We start from the raw sequence: 24,329 nt of genomic DNA on the forward strand, positions 1-24,329 counted from the left end.
TCAACACTTTGTTTTAAACTTTCTTTCGACAATTTAAAACCGAAGTTTTATTTAACTCTCTGAGTAGTTCGTGCCTTGCTATGCTTCAGCGTTTCCCGTCTCAGTGGGGTCGCATTATAGGGAGATCCGAAAACAGATCAACCCTTTTTTGAAGAAAACTTGAAATAATATGCGGTTCGCACATATTTACATCGAAATGGTTACTTTAAACACTAAAAAGGCCCTGATGGGCCTTTTTAATTAGTTTACTATGAGCTTCCAGCCAAGTTTTCCTTGCTGTTTAGACTCTTGTTGCAGCTCGCTGGCCATTAATGGATGATCTTTTAACCAGTTACTTTCAAACTTAAGGTCTAACACTTCATTTTTAGCAGTTAACTTAAACTTAGGCAGTACATCATCTTGTCTGCGCATTGATAAAATGACTGCTATTCGTAGTAATCTCACTATATATTGTGCTAATAGACTATTTACGCCGAGTGAATTAAAACAACCTTTTGGAAAATCAGATCGATGTGCATCTGCTACCGCTACTATTAATTTATGCTCTGACTGTGAAAAACCAGGCATATCGGTATTTTCCAAAATATAAGCGGTATGTTTATGGTACTGCTTATACTCTATTAGTAATCCAATCTCATGAAGCTGCGCTACCGCTTTTAATAGTGGTAACCCATTTAAGCTTTCAATTGGCCAATCTTTATCAATACTCAGCGCTAACTGCATTGCCAAGCTTGAAACTCGACACGCTTGTTTTTGATCAACATGATAACGGCTCATAAACCCATCAACAGTGCGTTTGCGAATGTCGTTATTATGAAACTCCGGAACCATGCTATATAAAACACCTTCACGCAGTGCTCCACCCGCCAATCCCATTTTTTCTATTTCAAGAGATTCAAATAGTGCGATTAAGATTGCAAGTCCTGATACAAATACCAGTCGACGGTCTTCACTTAACCCAGGAAGGTCTAGCGCTGCAATAGTGCTAAATGCAATTGCTTGATCTTTTATGGTGTTGAGCTTTTCAAGTGTAAGTAAGTCGTCAAGATTTTGCGCGACCATAATTTCTTGAATTGCTTGTACTGTACCAGAAGCTCCAGATGCAATTTCCCATCCAGCTGCTTTATACTCTGGAGAAATTTCATCAATGACTGTACGAGCCGCTTTTATTGCTGCGTTAAAGTTACTCTTACTTAGTTGGCAATCTTTAAAATAGCGTTCAAGATAGGTAACACACCCCATATTGAGGCTTTTGTAATGTAGGGCATCAAATGCTTTACCAATTACAACTTCTGTACTTGCACCACCAATATCAATAACAAGCTGTTTGCCAGTACAAGATGAAGTATGGGCAACACCTTTATAAATTGTGCGCGCTTCTAATTCTCCGCTGATAACATTAATGTTATGACCTAGAATTTTTTCGGCATGATTTTTAAATACGTCGGCGTTAGTTGCTAAGCGTAAGGTAGCTGTTGCTACTATGGTGATGTTTTTGTCTGGGATATCTTGTAGACGCTCAGCAAAAAGGGCAAGGCATTCCCAGCCTCGCTGCATTGCTTCTGTGCTTAATACGTTTCCTTTATCAAGCCCTGCGGCTAATCGGACTTTGCGTTTAACACGTCCAATTGTTTGTAGACCGCCAGCAATTGATTTGGCAATAAGCATATGAAAGCTATTTGAGCCCAAATCAATAACTGCGTACACATTTTTTTGCGGTTTAAGTTGCCCCACCGTTCAAAAACCTCTAGTTACTACTACTTATACAAACGGTCGCTTACGACCGTCCTTTTTGGTAACTATTATTTGGGCGACGTCCGCTGTTATTACTACGGTTACGTGGACCTGTTGAATAGTTGCGCTTTCTTTGAATAATAGGCTGAGTTAAATCATCTAGCAATGCTGTTTTATCATAATGTGATAAAGGAATGCTGTGCTCTATATATTCTTCAATTTCATGCAGGTTGTATGCATATTGCTCACATGCAAAACTAATTGCGTGGCCTGATGCACCAGCGCGGCCAGTACGGCCAATACGGTGAACATAATCTTCACAATCGTCAGGTAAATCAAAGTTAAACACATGACTTACTTCTGGAATATGAAGACCACGCGCTGCAACATCGGTCGCAACTAAAAAGTCTAAATCACCTTTGCTAAATTGCGCTAATATAGTTTGGCGTTTTTTCTGGTTAACATCACCAGTAAGCATACCTACACGATGACCGTCTGATTTAAGCCAAGCATATACTGTTTCACAACTATGTTTGGTATTTGCAAACACGATTGCTTTCTCTGGCCATTCTTCTTCAATTAAGGTTAACAACAGCTTAATTTTATCTTCTTGCGAAGGATGAAATAGCTCTTCTTGAATACGTTTACCCGTTTTAACGTCAGGTTCAATTTGAACATGCTCTGGGTTTGTCATGTGCTCAAAAGCTAATTCTTGTACGCGGTACGATAATGTGGCAGAAAATAATAAGTTTAAACGCTTTGATGTATCTGGCATACGATCGAACATATAGCGAATATCTTTGATAAAACCTAAATCGAACATACGATCGGCTTCGTCCAGCACGACTACCTCAATTTCATTAAGGGTGTAACAGCCTTGCTTATACAGATCAATTAGGCGACCTGTAGTACCAATTAAAATATCAACGCCTTTTTCTAGTTGTGCACGTTGTTTTTCGTAATCTTCGCCACCATATACTAAACCTAAGTTAAGATTACAGTGCGGCGCTAAAATTTTAGCATCTTTGTGTATCTGAATCGCAAGCTCCCGAGTAGGGGCCATGATCAGGGCTCTTGGATGTTTACTAGGTGCTTTGCTAGATTGTAATAACCGATGGCACGTGGCGGTTAAAAACGCCAACGTTTTGCCTGTACCCGTTTGAGCTTGGCCCGCGATATCGCGTCCATCACAAATAAAAGGTAGGCATTTTGCTTGAATAGGTGTGCAATATTCAAACCCATTCTCGGTTAAACCGGCAACCACTTCCGGTGCGATAGCAAAGTCTGAAAACTTTTTATCGGTTAAATGTGTCTTAGTCATAGCGTTTAAGCATAACGTTTAAACTTGCAATAAGAAACAAGAGTGTTTAAATACGCACTAAATATTTCGCCTAACTAAATCGGAGAGCGCAATGAGCGAGAAAATAATCCAAATTACTGACGATAGCTTTGAAGCTGACGTATTACAATCAGACAAACCAGTACTAGTAGATTTCTGGGCTGAATGGTGTGGACCTTGTAAAATGATCGCCCCTATTCTTCACGAAGTTGCTGATGAATACGACAGCCGTGTGACTGTTGCTAAATTAAATATTGACCAAAATGCTGGCACACCGCCAAAGTTTGGTATTCGTGGTATCCCTACTTTACTTCTTTTTAAAGATGGCCAAGTAGCTGCAACGAAAGTAGGTGCTCTTTCAAAAACTCAACTTATCGAGTTTTTAGAAAACAACATCTAACGGTAAGCTAGAACAATAAAAAGGGCTTTTTTGCCCTTTTTTAAATTTATTTTGTATAAAGACTGGACGCTTTGCCAGTGAACTGCTAGTTTATAAAGCCAACTAATCCTTAGTTATATTCAACAAACCTCACTCAACGATCAAAGCGATTTTGAGTATGACAACTGTAATAAAGAACCCACCAATATGCATTTACGCGAATTAAAAGACAAGTCGATTAAAGAGCTTGTAGACTTAGCTGAGTCCATGGGGCTCGAAAACGTAGCCCGCTTAAGAAAGCAAGATATCATTTTTGCCATTCTTAAATCCCATGCCAAAGGCGGAGAGAATATCTTCGGCGGCGGTGTATTAGAGATTTTACAAGATGGTTTCGGCTTCTTAAGATCATCAGAAGCCTCTTACTTAGCTGGGCCAGATGACATTTATGTTTCACCTAGCCAAATTCGCCGTTTCAGCATGCGTACTGGCGATTCAATTTCAGGCCTTATTCGTCCACCTAAAGACGGTGAACGTTACTTTGCTTTACTCAAAGTAAATGAAGTTAACTTTGATAAACCTGAAAACTCTCGAACTAAAATTCTTTTTGAAAACCTTACTCCACTACATGCAAACGAACGTTTTCGCATGGAACGTGGTAACGGCAGTAAAGAAGATATTACAGCCCGTGTACTTGATTTAGCATCTCCTATTGGCCGCGGCCAACGTGGCTTGTTAGTAGCTCCGCCAAAAGCGGGTAAAACAATGCTACTTCAAAACATTGCACAATCAATTACGCATAATCACCCTGATGTAACATTAATGGTTTTACTTATTGATGAACGTCCGGAAGAAGTAACTGAGATGCAACGCCTAGTTAAAGGTGAAGTTATTGCATCAACGTTCGATGAGCCAGCTTCTCGTCACGTACAAGTTGCCGAAATGGTTATCGAAAAAGCAAAACGCCTAGTTGAACATAAAAAAGATGTTGTTATCTTATTGGATTCAATCACTCGTTTAGCACGTGCTTATAACACCGTTATTCCTTCATCAGGTAAAGTACTTACTGGTGGTGTTGACGCTAACGCATTACATAAACCTAAGCGCTTCTTTGGTGCTGCACGTAACGTTGAGGAAGGTGGTAGCTTAACTATTATAGCTACAGCGCTTATCGATACCGGCTCTAAAATGGATGAAGTTATCTACGAAGAGTTTAAAGGTACTGGTAACATGGAACTTCACCTTAACCGTAAAATTGCGGAAAGACGTGTATTCCCTGCTATCGACTTTAATCGTTCAGGCACTCGTCGTGAAGAATTACTAACAAAACCAGATGAGCTTCAAAAGCTTTGGATTTTACGTAAAATTGTTCATGACATGTCAGAAATTGATGCAATGGAATTCTTAATCGATAAACTATCGATGAGCAAAACCAATGATGAATTTTTTGATTCGATGAGACGCCAATAAAGCGTTTTAGCTGAATAAAAAAAGCGCCTAAGGCGCTTTTTTTATGTCTGGATTAAACACAGTTTAACTTTCGTTATATTTTTTAAGTACACTCTGCAGCGTATCAACGAGCGCTTTAAAGTCATTCGCACTACTTTTTTGGGTCCTGCGTAAAAGGGCTCTATCTAAACTTTGAGCCGATTGCGCAATTTCATCTAAACCAAACATTTGCGCCGCTCCTAAAATGCGATGACTATCTTTTTGTAGCGCGGCTAAATCTTCACTTATGAAATGCTGAGTAATCGTTTCACTCTCCAAAGCAAAGCTTTGCTTAAAACTAATGACAAGATCGCTCATATCAACTTCATTTTGCTTTGTAATTGGCTGATCTTCTGCATTATGTAGGTGGCTGGAAAGCGCTTTATAAAATGACTCTTTATCTATCGGTTTACCTAAGTAACCACTAAACCCTAACTCTAAATAGCCATCCACTTCATGACTCATAGCATTTGCAGTTAAAGCAAAAATAGGCCGCTCAAAACCACACTGTTTTAATAGCTGAAAAGCAGAACGCCCATCCATCACAGGCATTTGAATATCGAGTAGCACTAAATCAGGATACTCTTTTAAGCACTGCTCTACCGCTTGCTCACCGTTTTCAACGGCAATAACCTCTAGCCCCATTGAACGTAAATAGCGGCTTATTAACCTTCGATTATCAGGGTGATCTTCTGCTAGTACAACACGCCCTGCCAATTGCTTATTTACCTTTGGAGCACTTTGAGTTTCAATCAGGCTTTGCGATTTATTTACTTCTGCGCACGGTAAAAAGAACGAAAACTGACTGCCCTTTTTGTATTCGCTTTGTACACTGATATAACCGCCCATCATCGCGGCTAATTGTTGCGATAAGCTAAGGCCTAACCCTGTCCCCCCAAAGCGACGGCTAATACTGTTATCAGCTTGGCTAAAGCATTCAAAAATAAGCTTTAACTGTTTAGAGCTCATACCAATACCGGTATCTTTTACAATAATCACTAGCCCTTGTTCACTCTTATTTAAAGCAATAATGATTTGGCCAGCGTGAGTAAACTTAATAGCATTAGCACATAAATTTATAAGAATTTGTTTTACGCGTATTAAATCCAGCTTAGTGTAAAACTCATTACCCACTTGATTGTCTAAAATGAGGCGTAAATTTTTTGCTTTTGCTTGAGTGATAAACATTGCATGTACGTCATTTACAAGCTCTACAATATCAAAGCACGAAATATTTAACTCTAACCTATTAGCTTCAATTTTACTTAAATCGAGCACGTCGTTTATTAAGCTTTTTAAATGGTCGCTATGGCGCTGAATTACTCTTAATTCATCTTTAAGTGACTCAGGCTCATATAATTCATTAATTAAAGCATCTGTTTGCCCTAAAATAGCCGTTAGTGGAGTGCGGATTTCGTGGCTAATATTGGCCAAAAACTGGCTTTTAACATCGTTAGCTTCTCTTAGCTCCTGTGCTATTGCCTGTAACTCGGCAGTGCGCTGCGTAACTTGCTCTGTTAACTGCTGCTTAGCGCGTTTTTCTGCGCCACGGCGGTAAAGCGCAATACCAGTTACAACAACCAAAAGTAATAGTAAAAAAGAGAATAAAGTAAGCTGAGAACGCTGCGACATTTTTAGCTCTTGCACACGTCGATCTTGTTTAAGTTTTTCTATTTCTTGGTTTAATTGTGTTGCTTTAAATTGATGCTGAAGTACCGCTAATGCATTTATAATTGCTGTACTTCTGAGCTTTCGTAGCTCACTAATATATTCTTGTTGCAAGGCCATTGCGCTTGAATAATCGCCTTTACTGGCTTCAAGTAGTGCTTTAGTCCCTAAACCCTCCCTAATTATTCGCTCACTGCCATATTCGTGGGCAAGTGAAATAGCTCTATCTAAACTTATTTTCGCCTCTTCTAAGTTGCCTTTAACAAACTGAATTTTACCAAGCGCATGTAGCGCATTAAGCTCTAAATTATGGTTACCTATTTTAAGCGCATAGTACTCACCTAATTTAGCTTGCTCGTACGCTTCATCTACTTTTTTTAACACTAAATTAGTATTTGCCAAGTTGGTATATTGCGTAGATAACTTATTGTAATCATTGGCTGAAATATAATAACGCAGCGCTAGCTGGTAATAATGAAGTGCTAAGTCAAATTGATTACTCTCCATATGAGCAACACCCATATTGTTGTATACCTGCGCAATACCACTTTTATCATCTAACCGCTGATAAACTTTAAGTACATCTTGATAAAGACTAAATGCACTATCGTAGCGTGATAAGCGTATATAAACGCCTGCTATATTAAGTAATATGTCGGTTTGATCTTGCTCACTACCGTGCGCTTCGTAAATAGCTTTTGCCTTTAAGTAAAACTCTAGGGTATCGCCTAGCTTATTCATATTAAAATAAGCCAAACCAATATTATTTAGTAAATTTGCTTGTTCAAGTAGTTGTTCATTTTTTTCAGCTAATACTAGGGTGCGGGTATATTCACTTATGGCCTTTTGAAATAAGCCTTGATAAAAAAGTGCTACACCTTGCATTTTTATTGCACGAAAGTGCTCGTCAGGAAAGAAAGTATCTGAAGTGTTTTTTTCTAATAATTTAAAATAGTGTAAAGATTCTTTAAAATTATCAGCCGATAACGCACTATTACCTAATGCCGAATAAACAGCGACACGCTCTTTTTTAGAAACGTTTTTATTAGCAAGTAACGTATTTGCTAATTGTAATTTAGGCTCCCACTGCACTTCGTTTTTGAATTGCTCAAATAACGAATCACTATTTTGGGCATAGCTAGGAGCTATTAGTACACAGCATATAGTAAATAAGAGGCATTTAAACTTGCCCAGCATAATTTTAATCCTTCAAACCGTTACTTATATCAGTGTAATCTTTATTGAAGATACACTAACTACTAGGGCCTAAACAATGCTTAACCCACTGATTGATGAGATTTTTGAGCTGATATTAACAAGGCAGGTTTGGCAAGTTCATACTTTAGCAGCAGAACTGACAAACCGCAGCGCAATAACAACACTCGATAAAAGCCCTGAACGTGATTTATTTAAACGTAACTTTTTAATTATGAATGCATTGTACCAACTGCAGGCACAATTACGCCCTCAAAGTTTACTCATTTCAACTCTGCATATCGAGCTTTTAGAAAAAGAAGATAATAGTTTAGTAACAACGAACGAAAATTTGCGAGATTATTATTTAGATTGGCGTAATTACGATACCGATGAAGAGAAAATTGATGAGCTTTTGAATAGTTTTTGGCGTCAGTTTAAAACGACATCACCACAACAAGTATTAAATGACAATGAATTTAAAGCGTTGGCTTTAGAATGGAAGTTACCCGAAAATTTCACTCTTAAAAACATTCAAAAGCGCTGGAGACAACTTGCATTACAGATGCACCCAGATAAACCAAATGGTTGTGAAGTTAAGTTTAAAAAAATAAAATTACAATACGAGCAGCTAAAGGTAGCTGCTCGCTAATTTGTTAATTTAGCGGTTTAAATTAACGAGTAAGGCGACGAGCGCGTATTTTACGCCCTTTAATGTTGCCTTCGGTTAGTTTGCGAAGTGCTGGTTTTGATGAGTTACGTTCAACAGCAACAAATGCTACGTTATCAAGTACGTTAATTTTACCTACTTGACGACCTGCAACCCCATCCTTACCTGTTAAAGCACCTAAAATATCCCCAGCGCGGACTTTTTGCTTTTTACCTGAATCAATCATCAAAGTAACCATTTCAGGGCGGTACGGCGGTTTATCTAATAAATTAAACGGCGGCATTTGCTCTGGAGTAATATCACGCTCGTAATGATCGCCAATTTGTGCAATTTTAAACGCTTCAGCTTCACCATAAATAGAACAAGCAATGCCCTTTTTACCAGCACGACCAGTTCGGCCAACACGGTGAACATGTGTTTGCGTGTCATGTGCTAAATGGTAGTTAATAACCATATCCATGTCATCAATATCTAAACCTCGTGCAGCAACATCGGTTGCAACAAGTATTGAAGCACTTTTATTTGAAAAGTGAATTAGCGTACGTTCACGATCGCGTTGCTCTAAATCACCGTGCAATGCAACAGCGCTGAAGCCTTCGTCAGCTAAATCATCACACACTTGTTGAGTTTCTACTTTGGTATTACAAAATACAACACAGCTTTGTGGTGTAAATTTAAGAAGTAATAACTTAAGCGTTGGATAGCGCTGCTTATTGTTATCCATTTTGTAGAAGTACTGCTTAATTGTGCTTTTGGCTTGCTCTTCTTCTACTTTAACCATTTCTGGATTTTTAAGTACACGCTTAGCAATTGCTTCAATAGCTCTTGGGAAAGTAGCACTAAATAACAATGTTTGACGATTTTGTGGAATACGCTCAATAATTGCATCTAATGTGTCTTGAAAACCCATATCAAGCATTTGATCGGCTTCATCAAGCACCAATGTTTCCACATCATCTAAACGTAGAGTACCTTTACGAATATGGTCATCAACACGCCCTGGCGTGCCAACAATAATATGCGCACCATGTTCAAGTGAACCTATTTGCGGGCCAATTGAAACACCACCACATAACGTCAATATTTTAATGTTATGAATGCCGCGCGCTAATTTACGCATTTCAACTGCAACCTGCTCGGCAAGTTCACGAGTTGGGCACAAGACTAAAGATTGAATACGAAAGCGTTTTACGTTTAATTTAGCTAACACACCCAAGCTAAACGCAGCAGTTTTACCTGAACCGGTTTTTGCCTGAGCAATGATGTCTTTACCAGCAAGTACAGGCGGCAAACTTTGCGCTTGTACAGGTGTCATGTGGGCATAGCCAAGGGTTGATAAGTTATCAACGAGTCCAGCCGGTAAAGCCAAAGATGAAAAAGCAGTTGAAGTCACAGTAAGTTCCATAGCAATAAAATAACATGGGAGAAAGCCCCACTAATATGCAGCTTATAATAGCAGAATTCGTAATTGGCAACCATTAACAAACACATTATAAAACATGTTAATGAAAGGTGTTGAAAATGATAGTAGTTTGCATTAAGATCGCGATTGTTTTTTACATACCTGCGCTGGAAGCAATTAATGAAACTGAATTCTATTTACATAGCTCTATTAGCAAGCATTACGACAAGCACATATGCAAACACTACCGACCTTGAACGCATAGAAGTAAAGGGTAGCTACTTTAACGATTACAAAGTAGATAACGCTAATGGCGCAATGAGAACATCAGCTTCATTACTTGAAACTGCACAATCTGTCACTGTAATAACCGACACTATTATTAGCGAACAGCTTGCCACTACACTTGGCGAAGTACTCACAAATGACGCAAGCTTAACTGCAGGCTCACAACAACGAAATCGTGAGGTATTTAACTTACGCGGCTTTGAGCTGAGCTCATCGACAGGTTATTTACGCGACGGTCATCAGCATTGGTCGCACTATCAGCAACCAATCGAAATTTTGCAGCAAGTTGAAGTAATTAAAGGCCCATCAAGTATTTTATATGGTCAGTCAGGCCCGGGTGGCTTGGTTAACATGGTAACTAAAAAACCTACAGCACAAACACTATTTAATGCCAGTGCCGATGTAGATCAGCATGGCTCAACCCGCTTTATGGTTGATGCTGCAGGTGCCTTGACTGAATCGGAAGATTTACGTGCTCGCGGGATTTTAGTAAAGCAAGACGTTGACTACTGGCGTGAGTACCAAAACGGTGAAAATCGTGAACGCGACCGCTTTTTAGGTGCTTTAATTGTTGATTACGATATTAGCGATAACGCATTAGTACGTGTGCATTACGACCGCACAGATGACGAAGCAGGTTTAGATACTGGCGCATGGATAGACGATAATGCTAATGTAATTGGTAGCGATAAAACAATCCGTGATATGTCTTGGGCGTTTACCGATATTACCGTAGAAAACCTAGGTGTAGACCTAGAAGTATTTTTAACCGATAACTGGCAAGTAAAACTTGGCTATAACGAACAAACGTTTGAACGTCAACGCTTTGAGTCAGCACCTCGCATGCCTAGTAGCTTTGCTGAAGGTGACAGCTATGAATCTCGTCCTTACGACCGTTTTGACGATTGGCAATTTAAAACTGCATTTATTGATTTTATTGGTGAATTTAAAACAGGTAGCTTACAGCATCAGTTTTTAATTGGCGCAAACTCGCTAGATTACTACTACGGGCAACGCCGTACTTCTGCTGACTACTTTGATTTTTCTGCAGGACAAGCAGAACCATCACGCCCATCTGTAAGTTATAAGACAGATGATACAGTAAGCGAAACTGAATACGACTATTACGGTATTTACGTTCAGGACTTAATTTCGTTCTCACCACAATGGCAATTATCGCTAGGTGGCCGTTACGACAAACAAACACGAGAAGGTGCAGATAACGAGTCATTTGTACCAAAGGTAGGTGTGCTTTATCATCCAAATACTTCGGCAACTATATATGCAAGTTACTCAGAAGGTTTTGAGCCTCAAGGTAGTGAAACTCTGGTTGATGAAACCGATGTAAATAATGGCATGAAGCTAGATGCCATTACCTCAGAGCAAAGAGAGATTGGTATTAAATGGCAATTATTTGATGACCGTTTACTGCTTACAGGTGCAATTTTTGATATTAGTAAAGAAGGCACACTTGTTAGCGAACAGCTTGAGACGCCTATTGGCTCATTCACAAGTGAAACAAACCAAGTGGGTGAACAACGCCATAAAGGTGTTGAAGTAAGCGCACAAGGTGCTGCTACCGACCGCTTATTTGTTATGGCATCAACTATGTATCTAGATGCTAACTTTGAACGCGATGAAGTATTGGAAGGTAAACGCCCTACCGATGCACCAAAATGGTCGGCATCACTTTGGACTCGTTATGAATTAAACGACGCCATTGCCATTAACGCTGGCGCTTTTTACGAAGGCGAGCGCTTTGCAGATAGCGATAATACAATTACTAAAGATGCATATACACGTGTTGATGTTGGCGCCACTTATAAGTTTAACTTAAGCAATACCGATATTAATTTACGTCTTAACATCGAAAACTTATTTGATAAAAGCTATTTAGGTGGTGGCGGCACGAGTAATGTAACTGTTGGCGAGGGCACAAATCTTCGTTTAGCAGCGCAATTTAGCTTTTAAATAAATGCCTTAAATAACAGTGTTAAAAGATAGCCCGCGTACATTTACGCGGGCTTTTTTATATCTAAACTTTTATACCTAACAGCATTAAACCTATTACAACGCCTATTCATCTCATCTATTTTTTATCATGTTTGTTACATGTTCTAATAGCGCTAATTATTAAAAAGGCTTACCCAAATGAAAAAATTAATTACCACACTGCTGCTTACTAGCAGTATGGCTGCAAACGCTAACAACGCCGAATTTACCCAAAAGCAATTACAACAAGTCAATGAAGTGCGCACCTCTGCACTAAATAGTGATCTAAGCTATAAATTACTAGAGTCATTAACAACTGAAGTAGGACCTCGCTTACCTGGTACTGAAAATGATAAAAAAGCAGTGGCATGGGCTAAAGCTAAATTTAATGAGCTTGGTTTTGATAAAGTATGGCTTGAAGAAGCGACTTTTCCTGAATGGCGCCGTTATAGCGAAAGCGGAAAAATACTAACACCAAGCGAGCAACCTCTACATTTAACTGCATTAGGTAACAGTATAAGCACGCCTAAAGATGGGATCACAGCGCCAGTAGTCTTATTCGAAACACTTGATGAGTTAATTGCAGCACCTGCAAATAGCCTAAAAGGTAAAATTGCGTATATTAATTACCGCATGAACCGCGATATAGATGGGAATGGTTACGGACCTGCTGTAAAAGCACGTGGCACAGGCGCTATAGAAGCGTCTAAAAAAGGCGCTGTTGCCTACATGATGCGCTCGGTAAGTACTGGTCATCATCGTTTTGCACACACTGGCGGTAGTTACTACAAAGAAGGTGTTACAAAAATACCTAATGTAACCATTGCTAACCCAGATGCCGATCAAATAGCACGACTCATTGCTTTAGATAAAGACGTATCGGTAAATATTAATGTGCAAACCGAAAGCCTTGGTGAAGGCACAGGTTATAACGTTATTGGCCAATTTAATGGTACCGAAAACCCTGAGCAATATGTATTAATTGGCGGGCATTTAGATTCTTGGGACTTAGGGACTGGCGCACTAGATGACGGCGCAGGCGTTGCGCTAACAATGGCAGCCGCTAAACATATTAGCGATGTAAAGCGTCCTAAGCGCAGTATTCGTGTGGTACTTTTTGCAGCCGAAGAGCTAGGCCTTTGGGGTGCAAAAGCTTATTTTGCAGAGCATAAAAACGAGCTAAGCAATATTGTTGCAGCTGCTGAGTCTGATTTTGGCGCCGATGTTGTATATGCTTTTGAATCGAACGTAAGCGCAGAGTCACTTCCTGTAGTGCGTGCTATTGCAAAAGAACTTGCGCCGTTAAATATTGAGCATATTGGTAAAAACCAAGCGAATGGTGGCCCTGATCTAATTCCACTTAAAGCAGCAACCTCAGCACCTATTTTTGAACTTGCTCAAGATGGAACAGATTACTTTGATTACCACCATACAGCTGACGATACGCTTGATAAAGTAACACCTGCTAAGCTGCGTCAAAATACCGCTGCATACGCTGTATTTGCTCTAATGGCTGCTGATGCAAAAACAACAATTAAGCCTAAAGCTCAAAATAAGTAATAACATACATACTTACTTACAGTTTGTGGCTTTAACTAACACGCTTCTTGTTTTACCTTTAGGTAATTAAACAAGGAGCGTGCTTTATGTTACTTTTCAACACGAGTGAATCATTTCCACATTTTGCACAAACAACACGCTGCCCTCATTGTCAAAGCGACGCCTACCATTTACTAAATAAAAGCCGCTATTTACGATTTAGCATTTTACCTATGCTTGCCTTAAAATTAAGTTATAAACGCGAGTGCTATCAATGCGGAAAAAGCGAACCTGTAAAAATAACGCAACTACCGTTAATAGAAAAACTAAGCCTACCTAAATACTTTATTGGTGTATTTTTATTACTTTGGATTGTTTTATTTTTTTATCAACAGCACCTTAATAGCGAGACTCGAAAGGAAGGCTATTTAAATGCGCCTAAAATATATGATACCTACTTAGTACACGCCGACAAATTTACACACGAGCCCTGGACCCTAACCAATTTAAGAATTGCTCAAGTTTTAAATTTTGACGAACAATTTATTACCTTTCAGATAAGCAACTACAGCTATAAACGTAATAATAGTATTACTTTGGCAATGCGTACTAGCCAGCTAATTCAAGACAATTACTTTTCCACTAAAACAATCAGCCTCCCTCGTGATGAAGTAGCACGCCTTTACAACGACGAAGCTATTTACGACGTGCTGCGCCCCTATGCCAACATCCTTTATGGTGGGTTTGTGATGCATCCTCCCAAACCTAAGCCACTATATAAAGGCTTAAAGCTCGATAAAAACAATCAACAAGGCATTATTTATTTTAAAGATGGTTTGTTTGTTGAAGCATTTAATAGCTTTAAACAAGCTGCTGAAGCGGGCTCTCAATGGGGGCAATTAAATTTAGCGCAAATGTATCGTGATGGTCAGGGAATAGATCAGGATCAACAGCAGGCTATTTATTGGTACAAAAAGGCTATTGAGCAAAAAAATACTAAAGCACAATTTGAATTGGAATCTCTTTGTAAAATAGCTAGCTGTGAATAAAGCAGCAAGTATGTTACTTGCTGCTTTAATATTTTATAACTCTAAATGTTTATCTAAAAAATTAATTACTTGTTTGTAGTAAGCAGTTCTGTGTTCTTCTTTGTAAAAACCATGGCCCTCATCCTCCAATAACACGTACTTATAAGGATGGTTAGCTTTTTTCAATGCAGCAATTAATGATTCGGCTTGTTCAATAGGGGCTCGTGCATCTTCACCTGCGTGAACTATGAACACAGCTGCTTTAAGCTTATCTATATTATAGCTAGGTGAAAATGCCTTCAAAAGCGTTTCATCAGTGCCTAAAACGTTTTCAAGATAGTTTTGTCCTGTACTACGCCCTGAAATATCACCTTCTTCAAACATTAGCGGTAGGTCATAAATACCAACTGTTCCAATTGCACACTTAAACATGTCTGGCTCTAAAATGGCGCTCTGCAAAGCTGAATAAGCACCAAAGCTTGATCCCATTATACAAATGTTGTTTTTGTTTACCGTTCCATTAGAAATTAAAAACTTAACACCATCAATAATATCAAACTGAATATCAGAACCCCACTTTTGGTAACCTGCTTCTTCGAAGTTTCGACCAAACCCACCTGAACCTCTAAAATTAACTCTTAGTACAGCCATTCCCCTACTTGCTAATAACTGTACCTCAGAATCATAACCCCAATAATCACGAGGGCCATGTGGACCGCCATGAGGCATTACAACTAGAGGTAAGTTTTTATCTTCAAGACCATTAGGAACAGTTAAATACCCATAAATAGTTAAACCATCCCGAGTTTTATATTGAATAGGTTTTGTCTTTGAAAGCTCATTTTCGTTCAGCCAACCACGCGCTGAAAATAATATTCTTAGCTTATTTTGCACCCCATCGTATAAGTAATATTTACCAGGATTGGTATCACTTGATGCGTAAATAACATTAATATCGCCATTAGAGGTGCTACTGACTAACTGCACTTGGTCGCCTTGCAATGCTTCTATCAAAGATTTTAAGCGAACACTCTTATGAGAGTCTTTATCTATAAAAGCATAGTTTGGGTAACCTAACTCACTTTCTATTGCAAATAACTCTTTTGAAGCTTCATCAACCCATACTCTTTTTGGAGATACATATTGTTCTTGATGGACTAATTCTATTTCCTTAGTATTTAGATTTAGTTTATACAACCCTTCAGCTTCGCCACCAACAGAAGCAGTCATATAAATGCTGTCACCAGATTTATCAAAAGCTCTTAATCTAATATCGCCATAATTAACTTCTCCTAAATTTAATTTCTTCCAGTCACCACCTTCTTTTTCTTTAGTATGTATTTTTGCATCTATATAGTTATCTGTAGATACTGAAACACGAACATTACCATCGTGGTCAGTTAAAAATTCGGCCATACGTGATGGAGACAAGGTGACTTGCTTTCTTTTGCCAGTATATACATCTACTTCATATACAATAGTATGAGGTTCATTACTCGAGGTCCAAGGGTAGGTAACTACTAACATTTTTCTTTTGTTAGTAACTAAGGGATCTAATACAAATGAAGTTCCGTATAATGGGGTCTGCCTTTTAAGGCGTGTACCTGTTTGCATTTCACCATGGTAACCAATTAAATATTTACCTCTAGCCCCGTTAGCATTTACGCCAAATATTTCACCATGATATTCTGGGTGGTCTTGCCATCCTTTTAGGTACTCTTTAGTAACGACAACTCGCTCATTATTTACCCAATGGTAATCACCAACTTGGGCATTTCCTTCAAAGGCAACTGCGTGAAGCATTTTAAAGTTTTTAGTATCAAAAATAACAAGTGCATCTTTACCAGCAACTTTGTTTATAACGGCTAAATATTCGCCGCCAGGAGAAATAGTAGCGTGATTAAACTCTTTATTTTTACTAAAGTGCTCCACGGGGATTTGGGGCTGCTTTGAAAAGCTAAAGAAGCTTACCAATAACAGAGGTACCAACAAGCTATATCTTAAAAAAAAATTCATCATAATTCCCTGTATTAACAACAAGAAGCCATAATATATAAAGTTAAATAGAATGTAACCAAAATGATGCTTTTTTGTATCTATTATTTTTTAAATAACTTTGTATAACTTACATGTACAAGCACAACAACTAAGCCAGCAATAACGCCTAGTAAACCATCAAACAAGAGAGGCGCTAATACTTCTCCTGTGCCGCCAGCAACAGACTGAGCATAGCTTGTTACATCCAACTGAGTATGATGTAGTAACTCAACGCCATGTACTAAAATCCCGCCGCCTACTAAAAACATTGCAATGGTGCCTGCAAAAGCTAAAAATTGCATCAACCTAGGCGCTGCTGCGAGTAAGCCTTTTCCAAGTAATTCTTTAAATTTATTAGCTGTTACCTTTGATTGGTTGAGTAAATAAAGCCCGGCATCATCCAGCTTTACAATACCGGCCACTAAGCCATAAACGCCAATCGTCATTATAATTGCGATAACACAAAGCACTAAAGCTTGATTAAGCAATGTAGCACCTGCCACAGTACCTAAAGTAATCACAATAATTTCGGCAGAAAGAATAAAGTCGGTTCTTATTGCCCCTTTTATTTTTTGTTTTTCGTACTCAACTAAATCTAATTTCTCACCCTCGTCTACCGCTTCACTGTTATGAGGCAAAAACTTAGCAAATACTTTTTCAGCTCCCTCAAAACATAAAAACAAACCACCCATCATTAAAAGCGGTGTTATTAACCAAGGCAGCCATACGCTTATTAATAAAGCAGCGGGTACGAGTATCGCTTTATTTAAAAATGAGCCCTTTGCCACAGCCCAAACAACCGGTAATTCACGCTCTGCTGCTACACCTGTAACTTGCTGCGCATTGAGCGCTAAGTCATCGCCTAATACACCCGCTGTTTTTTTTGTTGCAACCTTACTCATTGTCGCAATGTCATCAAGTAAAGTGGTTATATCATCTAATAACGTTAAAAGGTTAGTACCTGCCATAAAGCTTCCGAGCTCAAAAAATATTGCTATAAACATAACTTAAAGCGCTACTTTCACCAACGGTTAATTTTGCTTTGTTATTCTTACATTAGATTAAAATTTTGCCCTGTGTTTTAACTAACGTTTAAAGAAGATGGGAGGAAAAATGAAAGTATATTTAGCATTAATCGCTATTTTACTAAGCTTAACCGCATGTAGTGATTTAAAAACCAGTACTGCTTACCAATGCGATGATGAGAGCGTAAAACTCAATATTATTAATAATTCTGAAGCCGAACTTATCTTTAACAATAAAGTGCATGTACTTAATCACGAAAAAAGTGCATCCGGGAATAAATATATAAGTGAAGAGGTACTGTTTTGGGGTAAGGGTAATGAAGCCATGTTAATCATTGCAGGTAAAAAAAGACAGTGCACCAAGGCTTAACATAAAAACAACCAAAAAATTACAATAATGCTACAATAATTAAAGACCCATTATTGTGATGAAGTTATGCGTTCAATTGCGATCAAACATAAAATAATTTTAGCCTTTACAGCCATTGGCATATTGGTGCTAACAAGTAGTGTATTTTTTTATTGGTCATTAAACAAAATTAGCGTTAATAATACCCGAACCGAAAAATTAGCGGTTCCGGTACAACAGTTCAGCAAAGATTTAAGGCTATCATTACTGTCTATCACCAAATTTAACGCCTTAGCTTACAGCCAAGCAAACCTTGATTTACTTCAACAAAATAAAAAACAGGCGCAAGTTGAGCAACAACAATTTAGCGATATGCTCAATTTGTTAAGCACTCAACTAAATCAACAAATAACAATGCAAAATTTACTCACCAGTACCAACGCAGGTTTCGAGCAACTGACTGAAGTAAGTGTCGCAATGTTTAGCGCTAAAGAGCGTAAGTTTGTAGCGCAAAATTCCACCATAGAATTATCAGCAACGTTTAACGAGCAACTTTACAATTTAAGTTCTAACTTACTTGATATAGAACTTTTAGAAGTGCCTGTAAAACAGCAGGCGTTACTTAATGCTATGTTTGGAACAGCGACCCGTATAGACGATTTATTGTTTAACTTAAGCAATAATATAAAAAGCATTACTCAAACTACCACTATCAATGATTTAAATAGCCATCAGCAAGATACCCTATTTCTACTAGATAACATCCAACCTAATTTCACCTATTTAGAGCAACAAGCGCTACCTTTTGATAATGCGTTTAATGCTAAAAATTTAACGGCTAAGTTTAATCAATTAAGAGAGTTACTTAACAACGATACAGGAATTTACGCCCAACAAAATAAAGTACTCAAAAGTGCTATTGCTGCGGCTCAAAATTTTGAACACTTTCAACAGCAATTTATAACAACAGAAGGTCAGCTTATTGAACTTAATAAATTGGCTGATGAGCGCTTTAATGCCTTACAAACTAATGCAAAGGCCGCCATAAATACAGGGATTAGTTCTGTAGTAATTATTACGATTGTTTTAATTATATTGATTATCGCAATCTCTATTTTTACAACTCGCGCAATGCTAAAACCGCTTAAAAAAGTAAACCGCGATTTAGCCCGAATCGCCTCAGGTGATTTATCAAAGCGAAGCCACCCACGTAGTAAAGATGAATTTGGTACTTTGCTAAATAACATAAATAAACTCAGTGAAGACCTTACTAACCTAATTGGTGCAATTAGTAGCGACGCCCACGAACTAGACCGCAGCGCTATTAAAACCAGTGAAAAAGGTCAGCAAATGACGGTTGTTGCACAACAGCAGTTAGAGCGAAGCGCGCAGGCAACATCGCTTGCACAAAATATGCTAACCAACTCACAAGCGGTTTATGAGCAAGCTGATAAAACATCAAGTGAAATAACCAATGCATCGCAATTTGCAAATGATGTAAACGAGATTGCTAATCAAAATAGTCTAAGTATAGAAACTTTATTGCAGCGCCTTGATAAAGCAGTAGGCAGCACAGTAGAACTCGCACAGTACACCCAGCTTATTGAAGCCATTGTTGAAACAATTAGTAGCATTGCCGAGCAGACTAACTTACTTGCACTTAATGCTGCAATTGAAGCAGCGCGAGCGGGTGAAAACGGACGCGGGTTTGCTGTAGTTGCTGATGAGGTTCGATCATTAGCTGCACGTACACAAACCTCGACTAGCGAAATAAACACCATGATCCAAACATTGCAACAACACACTAAAACAACTCAAGAACACATTACTGATGGCCAACACCAAGCCAAGCAATGTGTTAAAAACAGCACTGAACTAAATAAAGCCGTAGAGCGTATTAAAAGCACATTGTTGTCTGTTAATCAGATGAGTGAGCAAATTGCTCATGCATCACATGAGCAATTGACTAACAGTGGCGACATTCAACAAATAATGGCAAAGGTGACAGAGCAAGCAACCTTGAATGCCCAAAACGCGACAACCCTAGCAAGCGAAAGTGAAGACGTAAACCAACTTGCACACTCTTTAACGAGTGCCGTAGAGCGCTTTAAGTTTTAAGTGCAAGTAATGACTTGCCTTGCATGAAATGGGTATAATACTTTAACTCTTTTGCTTAATAGCGGCCCACAATGAAATATAAAGATCTACGTGATTTTATCGATTTGCTTGAAAAAAAAGGCGAACTTAAACGTATCACCCAAGAAATCGACCCGTATCTTGAAATGACCGAAATATCTGATCGCACATTGCGTGCAAAAGGCCCTGCGTTATTATTTGAAAACCCAAAAGGCTACGATATGCCGGTACTTACCAACTTATTTGGTACACCAAAACGCGTAGCAATGGGCATGGGCCAAACAGATGTTAGCGAGCTTCGCGAAGTGGGTAAGCTACTCGCTTTTTTAAAAGAACCTGATCCACCAAAGGGTATTAAAGAAGCTCTAGGCGCTATACCTATTTTTAAGCAAGTGCTTAATATGCCTGCAAAAGAAGTAAAAAAAGCGCCTTGCCAACAAGTAGTTTTAGAAGGTGATGATGTAGATTTAACTAAATTACCTATTCAACATTGCTGGCCAGGTGATGCAGCACCATTAATTACTTGGGGCCTTACAGTTACCAAAGGGCCTTATAAAAAGCGCCAAAATTTAGGTATTTATCGCCAGCAATTATTAGGCAAAAATAAAATAATTATGCGCTGGTTGTCACATCGTGGTGGCGCGCTTGATTTTCAAGAATGGTGTAAAGAAAACCCAGGGCAACCCTATCCTGTATCGGTAGCATTAGGTGCCGATCCTGCCACTATATTAGGTGCCGTAACGCCTGTACCTGACACTCTAAGCGAATATGCATTCGCTGGCTTATTACGTGGCAGCAGAACCGAAGTTGTAAAATCTATTTCAAATGACCTACAAGTCCCTGCCAGTGCAGAAATAGTACTTGAAGGTTACATAATGCCTGGTGAAATGGCGCCAGAAGGCCCTTATGGTGACCATACCGGTTACTATAATGAAGTCGATGACTTTCCAGTAATGACGGTTACTCACTTAACGCATCGTAAAAATCCTATTTATCACAGCACATTTACTGGCCGTCCGCCTGATGAGCCTGCTATTTTAGGTGTGGCACTTAATGAAGTGTTTGTGCCGATACTACAAAAGCAATTCCCTGAAATTGTCGACTTTTACCTTCCGCCTGAAGGGTGCTCATATCGTATGGCGATTGTAACAATGAAAAAACAATATCCAGGCCATGCTAAGCGCGTGATGATGGGAGTTTGGTCGTTCTTACGTCAGTTTATGTACACCAAATTTGTAATCGTCTGCGATGACGATGTTAACGCCCGCGATTGGGAAGATGTTATTTGGGCTATAACAACCCGAATGGATCCAGCGCGTGATACAACATTAATAGAGAACACACCTATTGATTATCTCGATTTTGCATCACCAGTCTCAGGTCTTGGTTCAAAAATGGGAATGGATGCTACCAATAAATGGCCTGGCGAAACCACCCGCGAATGGGGCGAGCCTATTGTTATGGATAAAGACACCAAAGACCGTGTAGATGATATTTGGGAAAGCCTTAATATTGTTTAAGTGTTTATATGTAAGTACATATCAGGCTATAAAATAACCCTGCAGATATGCTAGAATCGAGCTATTCGATTGCGTATCTGCTGTTACAAGCGCTGCTAAAAGGTAAAAAATGCAAACATTAAAAGCTGAAGTTGTAGCTATCAGCCCACTTACAGAATTTGTTCATAAAGTAATTTTAAAGCCACAACAACCGGTGACCTTTGAAGCTGGCCAATACATGCAACTCGTATTAGGCGAAAAAGACAAACGTGCTTTTTCTATAGCTAGTCGCCCTTCACAGTGCGATGCAATAGAACTGCATATTGGCGCCTCAGGTGCCGATTCGTATGCAATGCAATCGTTAGAGCATTTACGAAACGCCCATACCACAGGGCAGTTAGTAGACATTGAAGCTGGCTTGGGTATTTCACAGTTGCGCCTGCAATGTGAGCGCCCTATTATTTTACTCGCCGGTGGTACTGGTTTTTCATACGCAAAATCAATGGCTGATCATTTAGCTGAAATAAAATGCGAGCGCCCTGTATTGTTTTACTGGGGCGTAAAAGAAGAATCTGCTTTATATGCACATACAGAAATGCAAACATGGGCAGATAGCCATGAGAACTTTAAGTTTATTCCTGTAGTAGAAAATCCATCTGCTAATTGGCAAGGACACACTGGCTACGTACACAAAGCAATAATGCAAGATATTGTGTCACTAGAACCATACGATATTTATATGGCAGGTCGTTTTGACATGATAGGTGTTGTCCGTGATGACTTTATTACTCATGGTGCAATTCGTGAAAACATGTACGCAGATGCATTCGCATTTATCAAATAATTGAAATTTACTTTCAGTTATAAATAAAGGCACCTAATCGGTGCCTTTATTTTTATAACAACAAATATTTAATAGTTAAAACCTATCAACTCCATCAATATAAACAATTTCCTAAATCCCTATCTATAAACCATACTTTGTATAGAACATCAGCGGGAGAGACCCAAATGCTAAATACAAAAGTAAAAGATTTTATGCAACGCAAGTTGCCAAATATCACACCAGATACAGAAATGACGACAGCCATAGCAGAACTACAAAAATTTAAACTACTTGGCGCACCAGTATTTGATAAAGATAAATGCTTAGTTGGATTTATATCAGAGCAAGAGCTGTTAAAACCACTTACGCAAAGCAGTTATTTTTGTGATGGGATGGTTAAAGTCTCGCAGCTTATGCAAACAGAGGTAGTGACCGTTAGCGGCGATACCAACATTATTGAGCTTGCACAGCAGATGCAGCCTGGTAAACCAAAAAACTACCCTGTTGTAGAGGGTGTTAAAGTAATCGGTATGATCAGCCGAGCAGACGTACTTAAAGCGCTTTACGATAATTACATAAGCTGCCAAACACATTAAATTGCAGATACAAAAATGCCGCTTATATAAAGCGGCATTTTTAATGCTCTTAAATTAACGTGCGCTAACGAGTGCTAAAAGTTCTTTTTTATCGCCATCGCTTAAAAATGCTATTTCTAACGCATTTTTTTGGGCTTTTTCCATATCAGCTTGAGATAAGCCTGCTTTAGGTGCAGCAACGGTATATTCATACTCAATTTCAATACCTTCAACCGCAGGATCATCAGTATTAATACACGCTAAAATACCATGATCTAAAAACTGTTTAAGTGGGTGCTTAGTTAAATCGTTTACTGTACTGGTTTGAATATTACTTGTTAAGCACGACTCAATACCAATACGGTTATCGCGTAAATAATCCATTAGTTTTGGATCTTCAATTGCTTTAACGCCATGCCCTATTCTGCTCGCACCCAACTCATTAATTGCTTGCCAAATACTTGGAGCGCCAAGTGCTTCTCCAGCATGAATAGTCGAAGCTAAATACGCATTTCGTACTTGTTTAAAGTGCTCTACAAACAACTCACCCGGGAAGCCAATTTCGTCACCGGCTAAATCAACAGCGACTAAATCATTTTTAAATGCGAGTAATGCATCAAGCTCTTTTTGACACGTTTTTACGCCATAAGTACGCGATAAAATACCAATCAAGTTAGCTTTTATATTTGCGCCCTTTGTTGCTGATTTAATACCATCAACAACTGCCTCTACAACGCCTTCTGGGTGTAAACCTTGGCTTTGTGCCATGTAGTAAGGGCTAAATCGAAGCTCCACATAATCAAGACCTTGTGCTTGTACATCTTCAATGTTTTCAATTGCGATACGTCTACACGCATCGTAGTCGCCAAGCACAGTAACTCCCCAATCTAACTTTTGTAAAAAAGCCATGAGGTTTGGTTCAGGATCAATAACTTGAACATGAGGGATTAATGCTTCAACGTTATCTGCAGGTAGCTCTATATTAAACTGTCGACCAAGTTCTAATATGGTTTGCGCACGTACATTACCGTCTAAATGGCGGTGAATATCTAGCAAAGGTAATTTTCTATTGATCATAATAGCAACCCAGTTTAGTTAAATTTGCGCGCATGATACGCAGATACAGTTATTTTTCAAGTCTATATGATTTGCGGTAAGTTTTAG

Annotated in this window: 18 protein-coding genes; 11 read left to right on the forward strand and 7 right to left on the reverse strand. The window is 38.8% G+C overall.

Translation table 11 applies throughout. The features are described 5' to 3' along the window. Nucleotides 1–240: 240 nt before the first annotated feature. Both gppA and rhlB read right to left on the reverse strand, forming a co-directional pair. Complete coding sequence (gppA, locus tag H5157_RS12900) at nucleotides 241–1,734, reverse strand: guanosine-5'-triphosphate,3'-diphosphate diphosphatase (protein WP_182724812.1); 1,494 nt, start codon at nucleotides 1,732–1,734, stop codon at nucleotides 241–243. Nucleotides 1,735–1,777: 43 nt separating this feature from the next. After that, nucleotides 1,778–3,055 carry an ATP-dependent RNA helicase RhlB gene (gene rhlB, locus H5157_RS12905; protein ID WP_002960940.1) on the reverse strand — a complete coding sequence of 426 codons (1,278 nt, stop codon included), beginning with the start codon at nucleotides 3,053–3,055 and terminating at the stop codon, nucleotides 1,778–1,780. A 91-nt stretch (nucleotides 3,056–3,146) separates the two neighbouring features. On the opposite strand from rhlB, the gene trxA reads away from it, so the two are divergent. Next, entirely contained in the window at nucleotides 3,147–3,473 is a 327-nt protein-coding gene (gene trxA / locus H5157_RS12910; RefSeq protein WP_002960942.1) for a thioredoxin TrxA, read from the forward strand. Between the two features lie 186 nt (nucleotides 3,474–3,659). Beyond that, on the forward strand, nucleotides 3,660–4,919 hold the full coding sequence (gene rho, locus H5157_RS12915; RefSeq protein WP_002960945.1) for a transcription termination factor Rho: 1,260 nt from the start codon (nucleotides 3,660–3,662) through the stop codon (nucleotides 4,917–4,919). A 63-nt stretch (nucleotides 4,920–4,982) separates the two neighbouring features. Here rho and H5157_RS12920 read toward each other — a convergent pair whose 3' ends face one another. Continuing rightward, a complete protein-coding gene (locus tag H5157_RS12920; RefSeq protein WP_002960946.1) occupies nucleotides 4,983–7,802 on the reverse strand; it encodes an ATP-binding protein in 2,820 nt (939 codons plus the stop codon). Between the two features lie 76 nt (nucleotides 7,803–7,878). On the opposite strand from H5157_RS12920, the gene H5157_RS12925 reads away from it, so the two are divergent. Next, on the forward strand, nucleotides 7,879–8,451 hold the full coding sequence (locus H5157_RS12925) for a DNA-J related domain-containing protein (protein WP_182716693.1): 573 nt from the start codon (nucleotides 7,879–7,881) through the stop codon (nucleotides 8,449–8,451). A 22-nt stretch (nucleotides 8,452–8,473) separates the two neighbouring features. Here H5157_RS12925 and dbpA read toward each other — a convergent pair whose 3' ends face one another. Further along, nucleotides 8,474–9,862: an ATP-dependent RNA helicase DbpA gene (dbpA, locus tag H5157_RS12930; protein WP_002960948.1), complete on the reverse strand. Its 1,389-nt coding sequence runs from the start codon at nucleotides 9,860–9,862 to the stop codon at nucleotides 8,474–8,476. Between the two features lie 189 nt (nucleotides 9,863–10,051). Between dbpA and H5157_RS12935 the strand changes: the two genes are divergently transcribed. The 3 genes from H5157_RS12935 to H5157_RS12945 all read left to right on the forward strand — a co-directional run bounded on the left by H5157_RS12935 (nucleotide 10,052) and on the right by H5157_RS12945 (nucleotide 14,739). Beyond that, a complete protein-coding gene (locus H5157_RS12935; RefSeq protein ID WP_182724813.1) occupies nucleotides 10,052–12,130 on the forward strand; it encodes a TonB-dependent siderophore receptor in 2,079 nt (692 codons plus the stop codon). A gap of 180 nt (nucleotides 12,131–12,310) precedes the next feature. Continuing rightward, nucleotides 12,311–13,711, forward strand: coding sequence for a M20/M25/M40 family metallo-hydrolase (locus H5157_RS12940; protein ID WP_182724814.1), 1,401 nt, complete (start codon nucleotides 12,311–12,313; stop codon nucleotides 13,709–13,711). A gap of 86 nt (nucleotides 13,712–13,797) precedes the next feature. Next, nucleotides 13,798–14,739, forward strand: coding sequence for a tetratricopeptide repeat protein (locus H5157_RS12945; protein ID WP_182724815.1), 942 nt, complete (start codon nucleotides 13,798–13,800; stop codon nucleotides 14,737–14,739). Nucleotides 14,740–14,772: 33 nt separating this feature from the next. On the opposite strand, the gene H5157_RS12950 is transcribed toward H5157_RS12945, so the two are convergent. Both H5157_RS12950 and H5157_RS12955 read right to left on the reverse strand, forming a co-directional pair. Continuing rightward, nucleotides 14,773–16,734 carry a S9 family peptidase gene (locus H5157_RS12950; RefSeq protein WP_182724816.1) on the reverse strand — a complete coding sequence of 654 codons (1,962 nt, stop codon included), beginning with the start codon at nucleotides 16,732–16,734 and terminating at the stop codon, nucleotides 14,773–14,775. 83 nt (nucleotides 16,735–16,817) lie between these two features. Beyond that, on the reverse strand, nucleotides 16,818–17,723 hold the full coding sequence (locus H5157_RS12955; RefSeq protein WP_182724817.1) for a DUF808 domain-containing protein: 906 nt from the start codon (nucleotides 17,721–17,723) through the stop codon (nucleotides 16,818–16,820). Between the two features lie 145 nt (nucleotides 17,724–17,868). Here H5157_RS12955 and H5157_RS12960 point away from each other — a divergent pair, with 145 nt between their 5' ends. The 5 genes from H5157_RS12960 to H5157_RS12980 all read left to right on the forward strand — a co-directional run bounded on the left by H5157_RS12960 (nucleotide 17,869) and on the right by H5157_RS12980 (nucleotide 23,186). After that, a complete protein-coding gene (locus H5157_RS12960) occupies nucleotides 17,869–18,150 on the forward strand; it encodes an MliC family protein (RefSeq protein ID WP_182724818.1) in 282 nt (93 codons plus the stop codon). A 66-nt stretch (nucleotides 18,151–18,216) separates the two neighbouring features. Beyond that, on the forward strand, nucleotides 18,217–20,247 hold the full coding sequence (locus H5157_RS12965) for a methyl-accepting chemotaxis protein (protein ID WP_182724819.1): 2,031 nt from the start codon (nucleotides 18,217–18,219) through the stop codon (nucleotides 20,245–20,247). A 71-nt stretch (nucleotides 20,248–20,318) separates the two neighbouring features. Next, nucleotides 20,319–21,785 carry a 4-hydroxy-3-polyprenylbenzoate decarboxylase gene (gene ubiD, locus H5157_RS12970; RefSeq protein ID WP_182721498.1) on the forward strand — a complete coding sequence of 489 codons (1,467 nt, stop codon included), beginning with the start codon at nucleotides 20,319–20,321 and terminating at the stop codon, nucleotides 21,783–21,785. Between the two features lie 109 nt (nucleotides 21,786–21,894). Next, nucleotides 21,895–22,608, forward strand: a complete 714-nt coding sequence (fre, locus tag H5157_RS12975) for an NAD(P)H-flavin reductase (RefSeq protein WP_182724820.1) — start codon at nucleotides 21,895–21,897, stop codon at nucleotides 22,606–22,608. Nucleotides 22,609–22,775: 167 nt separating this feature from the next. Next, a complete protein-coding gene (locus H5157_RS12980; protein WP_024594621.1) occupies nucleotides 22,776–23,186 on the forward strand; it encodes a CBS domain-containing protein in 411 nt (136 codons plus the stop codon). A 54-nt stretch (nucleotides 23,187–23,240) separates the two neighbouring features. On the opposite strand, the gene add is transcribed toward H5157_RS12980, so the two are convergent. After that, nucleotides 23,241–24,242 carry an adenosine deaminase gene (gene add / locus H5157_RS12985; protein ID WP_182724821.1) on the reverse strand — a complete coding sequence of 334 codons (1,002 nt, stop codon included), beginning with the start codon at nucleotides 24,240–24,242 and terminating at the stop codon, nucleotides 23,241–23,243. Between the last annotated feature and the right edge of the window lie 87 nt (nucleotides 24,243–24,329).

Origin of the sequence: Pseudoalteromonas sp. SG43-3 (assembly GCF_014164385.1) — a bacterium.
Taxonomy (GTDB): domain Bacteria; phylum Pseudomonadota; class Gammaproteobacteria; order Enterobacterales; family Alteromonadaceae; genus Pseudoalteromonas; species Pseudoalteromonas distincta.